The organism is Vibrio sp. Vb0667, assembly GCF_033391095.1.
In genome coordinates this window covers 64,236-81,641 of the sequence record NZ_JAWPOL010000019.1, presented here as the reverse complement: position 1 = coordinate 81,641, position 17,406 = coordinate 64,236, and the positions used below count along the sequence as shown (strand labels likewise).

Annotated in this window: 16 protein-coding genes, 1 tRNA gene and 1 other annotated feature; of the genes, 9 read left to right on the top strand and 8 right to left on the bottom strand. The window is 44.8% G+C overall.

Going from position 1 to position 17,406, the window contains the following annotated elements:
- Window positions 1–2: 2 nt before the first annotated feature.
- From R8269_RS16540 to uvrY, 4 genes are all read right to left on the bottom strand, one after another.
- Window positions 3–76 (bottom strand) — tRNA-Cys (locus R8269_RS16540).
- Window positions 77–538: 462 nt separating this feature from the next.
- Window positions 539–1,096, bottom strand: a complete 558-nt coding sequence (gene pgsA / locus R8269_RS16535; RefSeq protein WP_005394805.1) for a CDP-diacylglycerol--glycerol-3-phosphate 3-phosphatidyltransferase — start codon at window positions 1,094–1,096, stop codon at window positions 539–541.
- Window positions 1,097–1,142: 46 nt separating this feature from the next.
- The gene (uvrC, locus tag R8269_RS16530; protein ID WP_318222598.1) at window positions 1,143–2,975 is read right to left on the bottom strand and encodes an excinuclease ABC subunit UvrC; all 1,833 of its coding nucleotides are present in this window, start codon (window positions 2,973–2,975) and stop codon (window positions 1,143–1,145) included.
- A 1-nt stretch (window position 2,976) separates the two neighbouring features.
- The gene (gene uvrY / locus R8269_RS16525; RefSeq protein WP_005386783.1) at window positions 2,977–3,621 is read right to left on the bottom strand and encodes a UvrY/SirA/GacA family response regulator transcription factor; all 645 of its coding nucleotides are present in this window, start codon (window positions 3,619–3,621) and stop codon (window positions 2,977–2,979) included.
- 427 nt (window positions 3,622–4,048) lie between these two features.
- Here uvrY and R8269_RS16520 point away from each other — a divergent pair, with 427 nt between their 5' ends.
- Window positions 4,049–6,412 (top strand): DNA polymerase II, encoded by a 2,364-nt coding sequence (locus R8269_RS16520; protein ID WP_213880331.1) that lies wholly within the window; start codon window positions 4,049–4,051, stop codon window positions 6,410–6,412.
- Here R8269_RS16520 and R8269_RS16515 read toward each other — a convergent pair.
- Window positions 6,409–7,176: a nucleotidyltransferase gene (locus R8269_RS16515; RefSeq protein ID WP_033905668.1), complete on the bottom strand. Its 768-nt coding sequence runs from the start codon at window positions 7,174–7,176 to the stop codon at window positions 6,409–6,411. The genes R8269_RS16520 and R8269_RS16515 overlap by 4 nt on opposite strands.
- A 194-nt stretch (window positions 7,177–7,370) precedes the next feature.
- Here R8269_RS16515 and yeiP point away from each other — a divergent pair, with 194 nt between their 5' ends.
- Both yeiP and R8269_RS16505 read left to right on the top strand, forming a co-directional pair.
- Window positions 7,371–7,937, top strand: coding sequence for an elongation factor P-like protein YeiP (gene yeiP / locus R8269_RS16510; protein WP_005376801.1), 567 nt, complete (start codon window positions 7,371–7,373; stop codon window positions 7,935–7,937).
- A gap of 2 nt (window positions 7,938–7,939) precedes the next feature.
- A complete protein-coding gene (locus tag R8269_RS16505) occupies window positions 7,940–8,260 on the top strand; it encodes an HI1450 family dsDNA-mimic protein (RefSeq protein ID WP_005376800.1) in 321 nt (106 codons plus the stop codon).
- Between the two features lie 187 nt (window positions 8,261–8,447).
- On the opposite strand, the gene rluB is transcribed toward R8269_RS16505, so the two are convergent.
- The gene (gene rluB / locus R8269_RS16500; RefSeq protein WP_005376798.1) at window positions 8,448–9,386 is read right to left on the bottom strand and encodes a 23S rRNA pseudouridine(2605) synthase RluB; all 939 of its coding nucleotides are present in this window, start codon (window positions 9,384–9,386) and stop codon (window positions 8,448–8,450) included.
- Window positions 9,387–9,951: 565 nt separating this feature from the next.
- Here rluB and R8269_RS16495 point away from each other — a divergent pair.
- On the top strand, window positions 9,952–10,662 hold the full coding sequence (locus R8269_RS16495) for a calcium-binding protein (RefSeq protein ID WP_005376796.1): 711 nt from the start codon (window positions 9,952–9,954) through the stop codon (window positions 10,660–10,662).
- 93 nt (window positions 10,663–10,755) lie between these two features.
- On the opposite strand, the gene R8269_RS16490 is transcribed toward R8269_RS16495, so the two are convergent.
- Together R8269_RS16490 and rnm are read right to left on the bottom strand one after the other, a co-directional pair.
- Window positions 10,756–11,376: an L-threonylcarbamoyladenylate synthase gene (locus tag R8269_RS16490; RefSeq protein WP_005376791.1), complete on the bottom strand. Its 621-nt coding sequence runs from the start codon at window positions 11,374–11,376 to the stop codon at window positions 10,756–10,758.
- A gap of 59 nt (window positions 11,377–11,435) precedes the next feature.
- Entirely contained in the window at window positions 11,436–12,293 is an 858-nt protein-coding gene (gene rnm / locus R8269_RS16485; protein ID WP_053306583.1) for an RNase RNM, read from the bottom strand.
- Between the two features lie 95 nt (window positions 12,294–12,388).
- On the opposite strand from rnm, the gene R8269_RS16480 reads away from it, so the two are divergent.
- From R8269_RS16480 to trpCF, 5 genes are all read left to right on the top strand, one after another.
- The gene (locus R8269_RS16480) at window positions 12,389–12,514 is read left to right on the top strand and encodes a trp operon leader peptide (protein ID WP_005376787.1); all 126 of its coding nucleotides are present in this window, start codon (window positions 12,389–12,391) and stop codon (window positions 12,512–12,514) included.
- Window positions 12,461–12,564, top strand: a sequence feature (Trp leader region). (Overlaps the previous gene by 54 nt.)
- Window positions 12,565–12,690: 126 nt before the next feature.
- A complete protein-coding gene (locus R8269_RS16475) occupies window positions 12,691–14,256 on the top strand; it encodes an anthranilate synthase component 1 (RefSeq protein WP_033905669.1) in 1,566 nt (521 codons plus the stop codon).
- A gap of 16 nt (window positions 14,257–14,272) precedes the next feature.
- Window positions 14,273–14,881 carry an aminodeoxychorismate/anthranilate synthase component II gene (locus R8269_RS16470; RefSeq protein WP_005434961.1) on the top strand — a complete coding sequence of 203 codons (609 nt, stop codon included), beginning with the start codon at window positions 14,273–14,275 and terminating at the stop codon, window positions 14,879–14,881.
- A gap of 36 nt (window positions 14,882–14,917) precedes the next feature.
- Window positions 14,918–15,928, top strand: a complete 1,011-nt coding sequence (gene trpD, locus R8269_RS16465) for an anthranilate phosphoribosyltransferase (RefSeq protein WP_318222597.1) — start codon at window positions 14,918–14,920, stop codon at window positions 15,926–15,928.
- 13 nt (window positions 15,929–15,941) lie between these two features.
- Window positions 15,942–17,381, top strand: coding sequence for a bifunctional indole-3-glycerol-phosphate synthase TrpC/phosphoribosylanthranilate isomerase TrpF (gene trpCF / locus R8269_RS16460; RefSeq protein WP_017820481.1), 1,440 nt, complete (start codon window positions 15,942–15,944; stop codon window positions 17,379–17,381).
- Window positions 17,382–17,406: the final 25 nt, after the last annotated feature.

Here is a 17,406-nt window from a genome sequence, read left to right as displayed (position 1 = left end):
AATGGAGGCGCCTCCCGGAGTCGAACCGAGGTCCACGGATTTGCAATCCGCTGCATAGCCACTCTGCCAAGGCGCCTCATTTGTGAATAAAGCTAAGCTTTTTCACCACCCTTTTGAGCCGTGCTCTCTTGGGTACGGGATGCATTCTACGGATTCGAGCGATCGAGTCAACACTATTTTTATTTTTTTAAATCGTTTGACTAGAATTTGTGCGAAAGACGATGGATTGCTTAGTTTTAATACTAAAAATCGCTTAAATACACTTGTTTATCATAAAACTTTGGCTACGCCTTACACTGCTGGCCGTGCGTTGCGTGCATTGAAGTATTAATAATCAGAAGACTCGCCTCTCTAAGACTCTCCAAGGACAAAAACAAGACTTAGATCACAAATGGAACTCTATCGAAGCAAAAGCCCCAGATACAAATTGTAAGCATGGCCGTTAGCAAGCATTGAAAAGCGAGAGAAGCAAAAAATGCTGTAGATTGTCTTAGATACAAAAAAGCAGGCTATTAAGCCTGCTTTCTAACATCAGAATTTAATGGTGCTCTTCATTCAACAGATCGTCTTTCGCAGCAGCCAAATATTGAATCATTGACCAATATGTCAAGAAAGTTGCCACATACAAGGCCGCAAAGCCTAGCCAAACCATCCATTCATCGTAACGCCATATCAACACCCATAAGGCGAACATTTGCGAAACAGTTTTTACTTTGCCAACCCAAGATACCGCAACACTCGCTCGCTTACCGATTTCAGCCATCCATTCTCGCAATGCTGAGATAATGATTTCTCGCGCAATCATCGTTACCGCAGGAATGGTCACCCAAATTGAATGATAATGTTCCGTGATTAGAATCAATGCCGTTGCCACTAGCACTTTATCAGCGACAGGATCAATAAACGCGCCAAAACGAGAAGTTTGGCCAAGTTTACGGGCCAACATGCCGTCAAGCCAGTCAGTAAAACCCGCTACCCAAAACACCATTGCTGCTGCAAACGGTGCCCATGAATAAGGTAGATAAAAGACAACCACAAAAACAGGGATTAGGAACAGTCTAAGAAGAGACAGAATGTTCGGGATATTCAAACGCATTTTATTATTCTCTTACACATTGCGGCTTAATGTTGCGCGATTTTCCTTATTGTTTCAATGCTTGGAAAATAATTTCTGCTAAAGAGTGACTTATTCCCGGTACTTTGGCGATTTCTTCGACACTTGCACGTTTAAGTTCTTGTAACCCACCCATGTACTTGAGTAACGCCTGACGTCGTTTAGGGCCGATTCCCTCAATCCCTTCGAGTGCACTCGTACGTCTGGTTTTACCTCGCTTAGCACGGTGCCCCGCTATAGCATGGTTATGACTTTCATCACGAATATGTTGGATAAGATGCAGCGCAGGAGCATCGCTTGGTAAATGAAACTCGTCCCCATCGACTGTAATCAGCGTTTCTAAACCTGGTTTGCGAGTAACGCCTTTTGCAATACCTATCATGATAGGACGCTTTGGCCAATCCCCCCAGTACTGCGAAATGATGTCATGCGCACGATTTAACTGACCTTTACCGCCATCGATAAAGATGATGTCGGGAATTTTCTCTACGTCCAATTGCTTCGAATAACGGCGCTCCAACGCTTGTCCCATTGCTGCGTAATCATCACCACCGGTAATCCCAGTAATGTTGTAGCGACGATACTCTTGCTTTACGGGGCCTTCGTTGTTGAACACAACACATGACGCAATCGTGCTTTCCCCCATCGTATGAGAGATATCAAAACATTCCATTCGAGCTATAGACTCCAAATTCAATGTTTCGCGAAGCGCATGAAAACGTTGATTAATCGTCATTTTGTGATTGATTTTGGTGGTAATCGCCGTTAGTGCATTCGTGTTCGAAAGCTTGAGATACCTTGCTCGAGAGCCAGTTGGCGACGTATGAAAATGAACCTTACGGCCTGCCACTTCACTTAACGCTTTCTGTATTGGCGCAATATCTTCTGCCAACTCTTGATTCAAAATAATACGAGAAGGCATTGTACGTGCTTCGTTATGGCTCAAATAGTATTGAGTCAGAAAACTATCGAACACTTCCTGCTGGCTTGTATTTTGTGGGATTTTCGGAAAATGGCTACGGCTACCAAGCACTTTGCCTTGGCGTATCATCAGGATATGGATACACGCGATACCATTCTCCTGAGCAAACCCGAGTACATCCATATCATCCATGCTGTCTTCTGAGACGTACTGCTGCTCTTGAACACGCCTAATCGCTTGGATTTGATCGCGAAATTTAGCGGCATCTTCAAAGCGCAATTGCTGACTGGCAACTTCCATTTTCTCAATCAACTGTTTGAGTACTTGCTGATCTTTGCCTTGCAAAAACATGCGCACAAAGCCAACCAACTCTGCATATTCTTCATCAGAAATGATGGTATTAACGCATGGTCCTGCACAGCGACCAATTTGGTACATCAAACATGGGCGCGTTCGGTTGGAATAGACAGTGTCTTCACACTGGCGCACAGGAAATATCTTTTGCAGCAAATGCAATGTTTCTCTTACTGCACCAGAATCTGGGTAGGGGCCAAAATATTCACCTTTGCGCTTCTTGGCGCCACGGTGGATAGAAAGCCGTGGGTGCTTATGACCGCTAATAAAGATATAAGGGTAAGACTTATCATCTCGCAGCAACACATTGTATTTCGGCAAATACTGCTTGATGTAGTTATGCTCTAAGATCAACGCTTCTGTCTCAGTGTGAGTCACCGTGACGTCTATTTTGGCGATATTACTGACAAGCGCGCGAGTTTTCTCACTGTCTACTTTTTTTCGAAAGTAGCTTGAAAGGCGCTTTTTAAGGTCTTTGGCTTTACCTACGTAGATTACAACAGCTTCGGCGTTGTACATTCTGTAAACGCCGGGCTGATGAGTTACTGTCTTGAGAAAGGAAGCCGAATCGAAAGGAGGATTCACGCTAAAGGGTCTCGGTGTCCAGCATTCCGTGGCGAATCGCTAAGTGAGTTAACTCAACGTCACCATTAATGTCCAATTTACTAAAGAGTCGGTAGCGATAGCTGTTGACTGTCTTTGGACTTAAATTAAGTTGCTCAGAAATATCCGTTACCTTTTGGCCTTTGGTGATCATAAGCATGATCTGCAATTCACGTTCGGATAAGTCTTTAAAAGGGTTCTCAGAGGCTGGAGAAAATTGACTCAATGCCATCTGCTGCGCAATCTCTGGTGAGATGTAACGCTGACCACTATTAACTACACGAATCGCATTCACCATTTCGTCAGGGCCAGCACCTTTGGTTAAATAACCAGACGCACCTGCCTGCATCACCTTGGTTGGAAACGGGTTTTCTGTATGAACGGTAAGTACGATGATTTTCACATCAGGATTCACGCGAAGAATTTTTTTAGTGGCTTCCAAGCCACCAATTCCTGGCATGTTCATGTCCATTAAAACGACGTCAGCATGATTACTGCGACACCATTTTACTGCATCTTCACCGCTGTCAGCTTCTCCTGCTACGTTCATTCCACGGACGTCTTCAATAATACGTCGTATCCCTGTGCGAACCAGCTCGTGATCATCTACAAGGAAAACATTTATCAAACTTGTATCTCCACACTTTGTATTGGTTCTGCACCCACATAACCATTATTTGTTAAATGTGGATATCAGTATGACTGCCTATATACTAACGTAATCGACAAAAAATTGCTTTCTATGAATATGTGCTGAAACGCAAACTTTAGCAAGAACTTATTCATAAACCACTCTATTATTTTAGAGCGTGATGAGCAGAACCGAAATCTAAGAAAAGACAATTAACAACATTAAGTACAATAAATCAAGTAACTAGGTTTCATATTGCCCAGAGAAACACGCTATAACTTAAAATGACACTGTCCCTCTTGCACCAAAGACTAACTTGTAATCACTAATTCCAGCAAAAATTTGAGACGCTTTCTTTACTGGTTATTTTTACAGTTCTTAGTGTTAAACTAACGTTCTTCAAGTTTTCTAAGGTTTCTCACATTTGAATATTCAACAAGGCTTCCTGCTAACTCGACAGGCACGAGACATCAAAGGTCAAACTCAAATCGAGCTGTGGCTTTCGACAGAAGCAGGTCCTACTCAGTTACTTATTAATGGTGAGAAGCCAGTATTTTTCATCGCTCAGAAACACTCAGAACAAGCAAAGACACTCGCACGAGAAAAAAACATATTCGTCGACATCCGCCTTTTGGATCTCAAAACGTTTGAACATACGCCTCTTGCTGCCTGCTATACCAATGTAACCAGAGACGCTCTCGCACTCAAAGACACATTCGCTCAAAAAGATATCACTACGTATGAAAGTGATATTCGCCTCGCCGATCGCTACCTAATGGAGCGTTTTATCAAAGGCAGTATCGAGTTTACAGGCAATGTGACTCGCACCAATGGCTACCAACGCGTCCAGAACGCAAAATGCCGTACGGGGCAATATGAGCCGAAGTTAAACGTTGTCTCGTTAGATCTAGAATGCTCTGAGAAAGGCATTCTTTACTCCATCGGATTAGACAGCGTCATGGATTCCCGCGTTATCATGATCGGAGAACCAGAACCTTCGGATACACCGATACAATGGGTCCAGGATGAAAAGGCGCTTCTAGAAGCACTCATCGATTGGTTTAAACAATTCGACCCCGATGTCATTGTCGGTTGGAACGTCATTGATTTTGACTTTCGCCTGCTACACAAACGAGCAGAATGGCACAACATGAAGCTAATGCTTGGCAGAGCAGACCAAGCCAGCTTTTTCAGAAGTTCATCTCAAAGCCAACAAGGGTTTATTTCCATTCCCGGGCGAGTTGTAATGGACGGTATCGATACGTTAAAAACGGCGACTTATCACTTTCGGTCTTGGTCATTAGAGTCTGTATCTCAAGAACTCTTGGGGGAAGGGAAAGAAATCCACAACGTTCATGACCGTATGGATGAAATCAATCGTATGTACCGCTCCGACAAACCATCGCTGGCTAAATATAACTTACAAGACTGCGTGTTGGTGAACAAGATTTTCAATCACACTCACCTGCTTGACTTTGCAATAGAGCGCTCTCGTCTCACTGGTGTCGAACTGGATCGTGTCGGCGGTTCGGTTGCAGCATTCACAAACCTATACATGCCTCAGATACACCGAGCAGGCTACGTTGCCCCAAACCTACACCCTGAAAATTGGATTGCGAGCCCCGGCGGTTACGTGATGGACTCCATCCCTAACCTATATGATTCTGTTTTAGTATTGGATTTTAAGAGTCTATATCCATCGATTATTCGCTCGTTCTTGATTGATCCTATGGGGTTAGTTGAGGGGTTATTGCTCGATATTGGAAAAGAAGAAAATCAGGCTGTACCTGGCTTTCGCGGTGGGCAGTTCCATCGTACGAAACACTTTTTACCAGAAATGATTGAAAAGCTTTGGGCAGCACGTGATGTTGCAAAGAAGAACAATGAAAAAGCTTTTTCTCAGGCAATCAAAATCATCATGAACTCCTTTTATGGCGTACTGGGCTCATCGGGATGTCGTTTCTTTGATACTCGGTTAGCTTCTAGTATTACCATGCGCGGACATGAAATCATGAAGCAAACTAAGGTGCTGATTGAGGAGCAAGGATATCAAGTGATTTACGGCGATACGGATTCCACATTCGTGTCGTTGAATCGACCATACAGTCAAGTAGAAGCTGACGCTGTTGGAAATCAATTAGTTGATTACATCAACTCTTGGTGGCAAGAACACCTGCGTTCTGAGTACAACCTAACATCTATGTTGGAAATCGAGTATGAAACCCATTATCGCAGATTCCTTATGCCAACGATTCGTGGCGCAGAAACTGGCTCGAAAAAGCGCTATGCGGGTTTAATCGGTGAAGGAGAGCAAGAACGGATTGTATTTAAAGGGTTAGAAAGTGCCCGTACTGACTGGACCTCGTTAGCACAGAAATTTCAAAATACACTCTATAGCATGATTTTCCATGGTGAAGATCCAAGCGACTATGTCCGAGAGATGGTTGAGAATACTAACAACGGTGAATTTGATGAACAGTTGGTGTATCAAAAGCGACTGCGCAGAAAACTGCATGAGTATCAGAAAAACGTCCCGCCACAAGTGCGTGCAGCTCGTTTAGCGGATGAGATAAATGCCAAGCTTGGCCGCCCATTACAGTATCAAAACAAAGGACGAATTGAATACATTATTACCGTGAACGGCCCTGAACCTTATGAGTACCTCAATAGCCCGATTGATTATCAACATTACATTGATAAACAACTCAAACCCGTTGCAGATGCGATTCTCCCTTTCATTGGGACGGACTTTGACAGGCTTTCAGCGCCACAAATGGGGTTGTTTTAGCCGATACGAAACTCTGTTTTCTGGTACTGTTTGACTAACCAATCACCAAACGCATCAATTAGCCCGATAACAGAACGCTTGGGAATCCCCCGGCCAGAAAGTAAAATTTCTAGCCGCTCGATCTCAAGCTGCTTTTCAGGATGATAAGTTAAGAATACCTTGCCACACTCTACGGGGTCATCAAACCAACGTTTATCTCGATACATCACCAAAGAGTATGACGCTCTTAGTAACTTTTTAGCAATCACGCGCTGGGCGGCCACCTGCTCTTCTATCGTCTTCGCTTGTACGATTTTTTTGCGATACACCGTAATCCAATCTTCCACATCCATATTCCAGTGCTTAGCAATTTCCCAACTTGGGACGTAATCACCGAAGCAGTCTGCTAGATCATCACCATAAACACAGACACAGCAATGCTTAAGCATAAAGCCCCAAGTAAAAATACTATCTAAATTAGCCACTTCGCTCACTAAGGCTGTACGGACCGATACACCATTAACTTGAGAGTAACTCTGCTGCGCACGCCACTTAATTGTGTTGAGCAAAGTCGCGCGATTGTGCTCAAAGGATGATTGAGTAACGACAACCAGGTCTAAGTTCGACTTCCCAACGATCGCTGTTTTACGAGCAACACTACCGTATACATAAACGCTGTGTAAGTTTTGCCCCAATCCACCTTTGAGACAAGCGGTGACTTCCCTAATTAAAGGCGCAAACTCTGGTTGAAATGGTTGTTTAGGATCGATAACAGGCAGAGACATGACTTAAAACGTGTTCTCAGATGGTTCAAGAAGTTGGGCTATATGTTCTCTTAGCCGACTCACCGAATCAAGTCCATTCAGGTGTTTAGTCATGGGAGTAACAACAAATTTCTGCAATGAATTTTAATGCTAGGCGGCTAACTTAGCGCTATAATCACCGAGTTTTGCTTAATAAGTATGAATAGGAATATACAATGCCAAAGGCAAGTGAAATCAAAAAAGGCTTCGCAATCGAGTCTAATGGTAAAACTCTTCTAGTTAAAGACATCGAAGTAACGACTCCTGGCGGTCGTGGCGGCGCTAAAATCTACAAAATGCGTTGTACAGATCTAAACACGGGCGCACGTGTAGATGAGCGTTACAAGTCTGATGACGTTGTTGAAACGGTAGAAATGAACAAACGTGCAGTTGTGTACTCATACGCTGACGGCGATGAGCACATCTTCATGGATAACGAAGACTACTCACAATACACATTCAAGCACAATGAAGTTGAAGACGATATGCTGTTCATCAACGAAGATACACAAGGTATCCACATTATCCTTGTTAACGGTGCTGCAGTGGGTATTGAACTACCATCTTCTGTTGAGCTAGTGATTGAAGAAACTGACCCTTCAATCAAAGGTGCTTCTGCATCTGCTCGTACTAAACCAGCACGCTTCGCTTCAGGTCTTGTCATCCAGGTTCCTGAGTACATTGCAACTGGTGACCGTGTTATCATTAACACAGCTGAACGTAAATATATGAGCCGAGCATAAGCATGTCTGATTTGATTTCTTACGACGACGTCATCGACGCAGCGTACGACATTTTCCTTGAGATGGCTCCAGATAACCTAGAGCCAGCTGACGTGATTCTGTTTACTGCGCAATTTGAAGATCGTGGTGCCGCAGAACTTGTTGAAACCGGTGATGACTGGGTTGAACATGTTGGCTTCGAGATCGACAAAGAAGTATATGCAGAGGTTCGTATCGGCCTAGTAAATGAGGAAAATGACGTTCTTGATGACGTATTTGCTCGTATGCTAATCAGCCGAGACCCTGAACATAAGTTCTGCCATATGCTTTGGAAACGCGATTAACGTTTCTTCATCATGAACAAAGATACCAGCCTAGTGCTGGTATTTTTTTATCTGTTGTTTTCGTCTAGCTGAGATATATGTTTATACAAAGCACCCTGCTCTATATAGGCTTTAGATCCTTTTGTTATGTAACAGATAAGAAAAAGGCTTGCCGAATTGGCAAGCCTTTCTGATGTTTTGCTATCGATTAACGATGCTTGTTGCGTGCGCCTTGGTCACCAGCAGTCTTCTTCGGCTTACGACGAGAAGGGTTGTTGCTGCGACCTTTTGGCGTGTTAACACGCTCTTCATGGCGCTTAACTGCGCGACGAATTTTTTGGCTGCGTGCACGCTCTCGTTTGCGTGACGTATTGTCTTTGTTCAGATCAAGCATGGTTTCTTTCTCTGGACGAAGCTCTACAAGCTCACGCAAGTAGTTTACTTCTTTCAGGTCAAGCTCCATCCAACCGCCACGAGGCAGTTTCTTGTCTAAGAAGATGTCGCCGTAACGAACACGTTTCAGACGGCTAACGGTACACTCTTGCGATTCCCATAGTCGACGAACTTCGCGGTTACGACCTTCGTTGATAACAACGTAAAACGTGTGGTTCATGCCTTCACCACCCGCGTAAACAACATCTTCAAAGCGAGCTAAACCGTCTTCCAGTTCAACACCTTTTACTAGATTACGAACTTTCTGTTCAGTTACTTCACCGAACACACGTACTAGGTATTCACGTTCAACTTGGCGGCTTGGGTGCATTAAGCGGTTCGCCAGTTCACCATCCGTTGTGAAAAGTAGAAGACCAGAAGTGTTCGCATCCAGACGACCAACTGAAATCCAACGAGAGCCACGAATTTTTGGCAGACGATCAAAAACAGTACGACGACCTTCTGGATCGTGACGAGTACACAGTTCACCCTCAGGTTTGTAGTACGCAAGTACACGACAAATCACTTCTTCTTGAATCTTTGCAGAGACAATGTGACCATCGATACGAACTACGCTGCTCTCGTCTTCAAGTCTTTCACCAAGCTTAGCGACTACACCGTTCACGCTAACGCGACCAGATTTAATTAACGATTCAATCTCACGACGAGAACCGTGACCAGCACGTGCTAATACTTTTTGTAACTTTTCGCTCATTTATCTACCTATGTGTCGTCTTCACAGACGTCTAGACCAGGATTGGTCTGCATTTTGCTATTTACCCATTTCAGTGGGATTTTTCGGTCGGACATTATACGTAACTTTCTTAGTTAATGTAAGCTAAATCGGCGCCATTCTCCACACCAAAATTCACTTCAAAAATGACTGAAATATTTGTCCTATTCTGCAACTTTTTTACTACTTAATGCAGGCATTGCTCAACGAGAATCCCACTAATATCGGTCTTCCTGAACCACTTTAACCACGCGGTACCTGATAAAATTGTCAGGGTTACAACAATAACCACTTGGGGTGTGTTTACTGTTCGTATTGCTAGAAAGCAACGAAGAATAAGCCGTCCCTGTTTGCTGCTAAGTAATACCAATCACCGCAGACAATGAGCACTCATAGCAAAACAAGGTCGTGGGTAACAAGACAAAAATTGTCTTTAAGTCATTAGTTCACATCAAAAATAACACTAATGCTATCGTGTACTCTGACTCACTAGGTTCGCTCTGCACTCTCGGCGATTGGCATAAATCAGACAAAAAGGAATAGAACAATGTCTATGCTAAATCTCGACCTAAATTGGATTTTTGGGACATCTCAAGATGACGATATGACAGGCACAAAAGGCTCTGAAACAACCGATATTTTCTTCGGCTTCTGTGGTGATGATAAGTTTGTAGGATACGGAGGTAATGATATTGTCTTCGGTGGCTGGGGAGATGATACCTTGCTTGGTGGCCGAGGTAACGACTTTGTTTCTGGCGGCTTTGGAAACGATTTCCTATCCGGCGGATTAGGAAACGACAAACTCTTTGGTGGCTGTGGCGACGACACAATTTTTGATTATTCAGGCAACAACTACTTGAGTGGTGGCTGGGGTAACGACACGCTCGTTGTTGGTGATGGTGAATCAGTACTGAGCGGTGGCTGTGGAGACGACACCTTCGTGCTTACAAACCGCCTGGCTATTGGTGTACCTGATCAGCCAGTATCTTCCAACGATATTGATGTCAAAGCCGACATTGTCGATTTTAATATTTTCCATGACAAACTTGTCTTTGATATGGGCCGAGACACTGATAACGATGGCATTCGAGATACGTTCTTGGATTCAGCGGATGATCTGACTTTATCGTACAATGAGTGTGGCTGGGCAGTATTCTCAAGTGATGAATACAATGTTGAAGTGACACTAAACGGTGTGAGCTCTGCATACATCAACTATGCAGAACAAAATGGTATCGACATTTTCGATTTCGCTTAACCTCAATCAGTTAAGTTCAATGAGATATTCGATATGACAACTAAAATAGGAGGCGCGATGCCTCCTATTTTGTTTGACGATGATGTGCGCCTACTATTCGAATGGTGCAGGGTCACCTGATCCCAAACGAACCACAACAGGTTCACCTTCGCTAAAGTCAATTACTGTCGTAGGTTGTTCACCTAGGTAACCGCCATTAAGAATCACATCAACCGCATGTTCTAGTTTATCTCGAATATCCTCTGGATCAGATTCTGTTACGTCACTGCCAGGTAGAATCAACGACGTAGACATCATCGGCTCACCTAATGCTTCCAACAAGTCCAAGGCAATTTGATTGTCTGGAACACGGATACCGATGGTCTTACGTTTTGCATTCATCAAACGACGCGGCACCTCTTTTGTGCCTTTGAAGATGAAGGTGTAAGGACCTGGTGTGTTATTTTTCAGCAGTCGGAATGCAGAGTTATCCACTCGCGCATAGAGAGAAAGCTCCGACAAATCACGACACAGTAAAGTAAAGTTATGCTTATCATCCAGACGACGAATCTGACAGATTCGTTCCAGCGCCTGTTTGTTCTCCAACTGACAGCCAAGTGCGTACCCTGAATCAGTAGGGTAAACCACAACGCCGCCGTTACGAATGATTGCTACTGCTTGATTAATCAAGCGAGCCTGTGGGTTTTCTGGGTGAACGTAAAAAAACTGGCTCATTGTAATTCCTCATTATCGAGCCTCTCGGCTCTATATTTTTATGGGTTCTCGACTTCGTATTACTGAGTGTTATTCAACGAAGGATCTATTCCCCAATCTTTCCAAACTGGTTCGACGCCAGCAGGCAACCATAGGTTCCTTCCTAGCTCCATCCACGGTGATGGGTAGTGAAAATCACTGCCTTGAGAGGCTAATAGTTTGTATTGTATAGCATAATCAGCCAAGTTGCGCCTTTCTTGTTGCGCTTGCTGTGGCTGTGCAACTTCCATCGCATCACCACCCGCTTCGACAAACGCTGCTAGAAGACGCTTAATCCACTTCGCTGTCAACTTATATCTACCAGGATGCGCTAATACCGCCATTCCACCAGCCGCATGGATAGCATCAACCGCATCCTTCATCGAACACCAATTCGGTGGTACATAACCTGGGTTATTACGCGTTAGGTATTTTTTAAACACCATTTGCATGGTTTTTGCGTAACCATTATCTACCAACCATTTCGCGAAATGCGCTCTTGTCACTGGGGCATCACCGGCGATTTTCCTTACCTCTTCAAGCACACCTACTCGAGTTGCTTTTTGTAGTCGCTCTGCAATTAACTCAGATCGTGTTATGCGATGCTGCTTCTGCTGTTCTATAAGGGCAGATAATTGTTCATTTTCCGGATCGATATTCAGGCCGACAATATGAATGTCTTTGTTTTGCCAGACGGTCGATATCTCAATGCCATTGATGATTTTTATCGGCAAATTATTATCTTGAACGTATTGCTTAGCTAACGCCAAACCGTCAACCGTATCGTGATCAGTGATCGCCAAAACCTCGATATCAAAACTCAGCGCCCTTTCCACTAAATCTTTAGGTTCTAACCGACCGTCCGATGCAGTGGTGTGACTATGTAAATCAATTCTCATATTTTTATCGTTTTAATGCCGTTTTGGGGTTGACTTTTTACTCTCGCACTAGTTAACTAGTACACAAATACAAAGTATGTAATTTAAGGTTCACCATGTTACAAGAATTTAACCAAAACCAAAAAGCGAAAGTTGCGGTTTGTCTTAATAAGGCAAACTCATCAGATCTTGCTTGGTGGCGCACTTGGACTAGTTCTTGGTGGGCAAACGTATACTTCTAGTTTATAGAACCAAACGTTGTAAAGCCCGCTACTTAAGCGGGCTTTTTTGTTTTGTTGCTCATTTCACATTCAACTGCCTAAACATTAATCGAATATAGCCAACTCTAGATTGGGAGAACGTTTGCTTTATGCGACTATGTACGGCAGGAAGATTTAAACAGCTACAAGGAGGTCTTGTGAACAAGGCCATTGAAATTAAGAAACTTGGACAGCTTGAAGTGCTAACGGCTTCCGTCCCTTATACTCAAGACCCGACTCGCTTGTTCCACACACTATGTGAGAACAAAACTGACAGCCTATTGCTGGAATCTGCTGAGATCGATTCAAAGCAAAATTTAAAATCCCTGCTGATCGTAGATTCAGCGGTTCGCATTGTTTGCTTCGGCCATACCGTTAGCATGCACGCCTTGACCAATAACGGTAAAAACCTACTGTCTCACCTAAACCAGAACATCCGTGGTGACGTTGAGAGCAAGTTCGATGGCGAAACGCTAACTTTGCAGTTTAACCAGCCATGCGACACGTTAGATGAAGACTCTCGCCTACGTGAAGCCTCTTCTTTCGATGCGCTGCGTTTGGTTCAGCATAGTTTTGATATTTCACAGCAAGACAAACACGCAATTTTCCTTGGTGGTCTGTTTGCCTACGACTTAGTCGCAAACTTTGAGCCGCTTGGTAATGCCGAAGCAACAAATCAGTGTCCAGATTACGTTTTCTACGTCGCGGAAACACTACTTGTTGTCGACCATCAAACGGAATCTTGCCAGCTTCAAGCGACGTTGTTTGTTGATGGTTCAGAGAAAACAGCGTTAGAGACTCGTATTGCAGAAATTAGCGCCCAGTGTGCAGCGCCAAAACTGTTGCCGAGTGCAGAGCAAATAACAGATGTAACGGTAGAACCTAGCGTGTCTGATGCAGACTTCTGCCAAACCGTTCGCGACTTAAAAGAGTTCGTAGTGAAAGGCGATGTATTCCAAGTTGTACCGTCTCGTAGATTCACTCTACCTTGTCCTTCTCCACTAGCGGCTTACAAAGAACTGAAACAAAGTAACCCAAGCCCTTACATGTTCTACATGCAAGATGAGCTGTTCACTCTGTTTGGCGCATCACCAGAAAGCGCGCTTAAGTATGAAACCGATACCAACCAAATTGAAATCTACCCAATTGCAGGCACACGTCGCCGTGGTAAACGCCCGAATGGAGAGATCGATTTCGACCTAGACAGCCGCATCGAACTTGAACTGCGCACCGACATGAAAGAAAACGCAGAACACATGATGTTGGTTGACTTGGCACGTAACGACGTCGCTCGTATTGCTCAAGCTGGTACTCGCCACGTAGCAGACCTTCTAAAAGTCGACCGCTACAGCCACGTAATGCACTTGGTGTCTCGTGTGGTTGGTCAACTGCGTGAAGACCTAGACGCCCTGCACGCATACCAAGCATGTATGAACATGGGTACGCTCACCGGCGCACCTAAGATTCGTGCCATGCAGTTGATTCGCGATGTAGAAGGCGCACGACGCGGTAGCTACGGCGGCGCTGTTGGCTACCTCACTGGTGAAGGCACACTCGACACCTGTATCGTGATCCGCTCAGCGTACGTTGAGAACGGCATTGCTCAAGTTCAAGCTGGTGCTGGCGTGGTGTTCGATTCTGATCCACAAGCAGAAGCAGACGAAACGCGCGGCAAAGCACAAGCGGTAATCTCTGCTATCCAAGCAGCGCATAAATCACAATAAGGAATAGGGTTCAGAGATGGCTAATATCATTTTTATCGACAACTTTGACTCGTTCACCTACAACCTTGTGGATCAATTCCGCTCGCTAGGTCACTCAGTCAAGATTTACCGAAACAACATCCCAGCAGAAACCATTGAACAAGCGGTAAACGAGCTTGAAAACCCAGTGGTTCTGCTATCGCCAGGCCCAGGCGCACCGTCAGAGGCAGGCTCAATGCCAGAGCTTATCCAACGCATGAAAGGCAAAGTGCCGATGATCGGGATTTGTCTTGGTCACCAAGCGATTGTTGAAGCATACGGCGGCACCGTTGCTGGCGCAGGCGAAATCATTCACGGTAAGGTCTCTATGATGGAGCACCAAAACCATGCGATTTACCAAAACCTACCATCACCACTTGCGATTGCACGTTACCACTCGCTGGTTGCGACCAAGGTTCCTGAGAGCCTAACCATCACAGCAGAAGTGGATGACTTGGTAATGTCTGTTGTACATGAAGAAGATAAAGTTTGCGGGTTCCAGTTCCACCCGGAATCTATTATGACGACCTACGGAGCAACACTGTTGGCCAATGCCATTGAATGGGCACTTGAAGAACAAACTTCAGCTAACCCACTCACTGCTTAAAAAGCACTGGCACATAAGAAATTTAGGAGAGGAAATATGGAAGCAATCATCAACCCTATTATTACCAAACTGTACGAGCAAGAATCGCTTACTCAAGAAGAGAGCCAACAGCTATTCGACATCATTATCCGTGGTGAGCTAGACCCAATTTTGATGGCATCAGCGCTGACTGCACTAAAAATCAAAGGCGAAACACCAGATGAAATAGCAGGCGCGGCAAAAGCGCTGCTGGCAAATGCAAACCCATTCCCTCGTCCAGATTATGATTTCGCGGATATCGTAGGTACTGGCGGCGACGGTCACAACACCATCAACATTTCAACCACTGCGGCGTTTGTTGCTGCAGCATGTGGTCTAAAAGTAGCGAAACACGGTAACCGCAGCGTTTCAAGCAAATCGGGTTCTTCTGACCTTCTTGATTCATTTGGTATCAACCTAGCTATGAGCGCAGACGATACGCGCAAAGCGGTCGACAATATCGGTGTTGCTTTCCTATTTGCACCTCAGTACCACGGTGGTGTGCGCCATGCGATGCCAGTGCGTCAAACCATGAAAACGCGCACCATCTTTAACATTCTTGGCCCACTGATTAACCCTGCTCGTCCTAACATCGAATTGATGGGCGTTTACAGTGAAGAACTGGTTCGTCCTATCGCAGAAACCATGCTACAAATGGGTATGAAGCGCGCCGCTGTAGTACACGGTAGTGGTTTGGATGAAGTGGCGATTCACGGCGAAACAACCATTGCTGAAATCAAAGACGGTAAGATCACAGAATATAAACTAACGCCTGCAGACTTCGGTCTAGAAGCGCACCCACTAGAAGTGATCAAAGGTGGCGATCCTGAAGAAAACAAGGCGATCATTACCAATATTCTGACGGGTAAAGGTACAGACGCACAATTGGGTGCAGTGGCGGTGAACGTTGCTCTGCTAATGCGTCTATTCGGCCACGAAGATTTAAAAGCCAACACGCAACAAGCGATTGAGGCAATGAATTCAGGCAAGGCGTACCAATTGGTACAACAACTTGCCGCACACGCTTAAGGAATTGAAGAAGATGACTGACTTCAACACTCAGCAAGCTGACAACCTGTCTGAGCACGTTTCTAAAAAAGAAGCAGAAATGGCAGAAGTACTGGCGAAAATTGTCCGCGATAAATATCAATGGGTAGCAGACCGTAAGGTGTCTCAACCGCTAAGCACATTTCAGTCTGATTTGCTGCCATCGGACCGCAGCTTCTACGACGCTCTGAGTGGTGAAAAGACGGCGTTCATCACCGAATGTAAGAAGGCATCTCCTTCTAAAGGTTTGATTCGTGATCACTTCGACTTGGATTACATTGCATCGGTTTATAACAACCATGCTGATGCAATTTCAGTATTAACAGACGAAAAATACTTCCAAGGTAACTTTGACTTTCTTCCTCAAGTGCGCGGTCAAGTCAAACAACCCGTTCTGTGCAAAGACTTCATGGTAGATACCTACCAAGTTTACCTAGCACGTCATTACAGTGCTGATGCTGTGCTACTGATGCTTTCTGTCCTGAATGACGAAGAGTATAAAGCCTTAGAAGAAGCAGCACACAGCCTGAACATGGGTATCCTGACCGAAGTCAGCAACGAAGAAGAGCTTCATCGTGCAGTTAAGCTAGGCGCACACGTTATCGGCATCAATAACCGTAACCTTCGCGACCTAAGTACTGATTTGAATCGTACAAAAGAACTGGCACCGACAATTCGCGAACTGGCTCCTAACGCAACAGTAATCTCAGAATCTGGCATTTATACCCATCAACAAGTTCGTGATTTAGCAGAATTCGCAGACGGCTTCTTGATTGGTAGTTCGCTGATGGCGGAAGACAACCTTGAACTTGCAGTACGTAAAGTGACGCTGGGTGAAAACAAAGTCTGTGGTCTTACTCATCCAGATGACGCAGCGAAAGCGTATCAAGCTGGTGCGGTATTTGGTGGCCTGATTTTTGTCGAGAAGTCGAAGCGTGCGGTTGACCTTGAAGGTGCTCGCTTAACCATGAGCGGTGCTCCTCTGAATTATGTAGGCGTTTTCCAAAATCACGATATCGATTTTGTTGCTTCTGTCGTGACCTCTTTGGGTTTAAAAGCGGTGCAACTGCACGGTCAAGAAGACCAAGCTTACGTAAACCAACTCAAAGCCGAACTACCAGCAGCGGTAGAAATTTGGAAAGCTTACGGCGTGACTGATGCCAAGCCAGAACTGCTAGCAGACAACATTGATCGCCATTTATTAGATGCGCAAGTTGGCACTCAAACTGGTGGAACTGGTCAAGTGTTCGACTGGTCACTGATCGGCGACCCAAGTCAAATTATGCTAGCGGGCGGACTGTCGCCAGAAAATGCTCAACAAGCAGCGACACTAGGTTGCTTGGGATTAGATTTAAACTCTGGTGTAGAAAGCGCACCAGGCAAAAAAGATTCACAGAAGTTGCTCGCGGCATTCACTGCTATTCGCAACTACTAAAGCTGGATATCAGCTAAAAAATTTA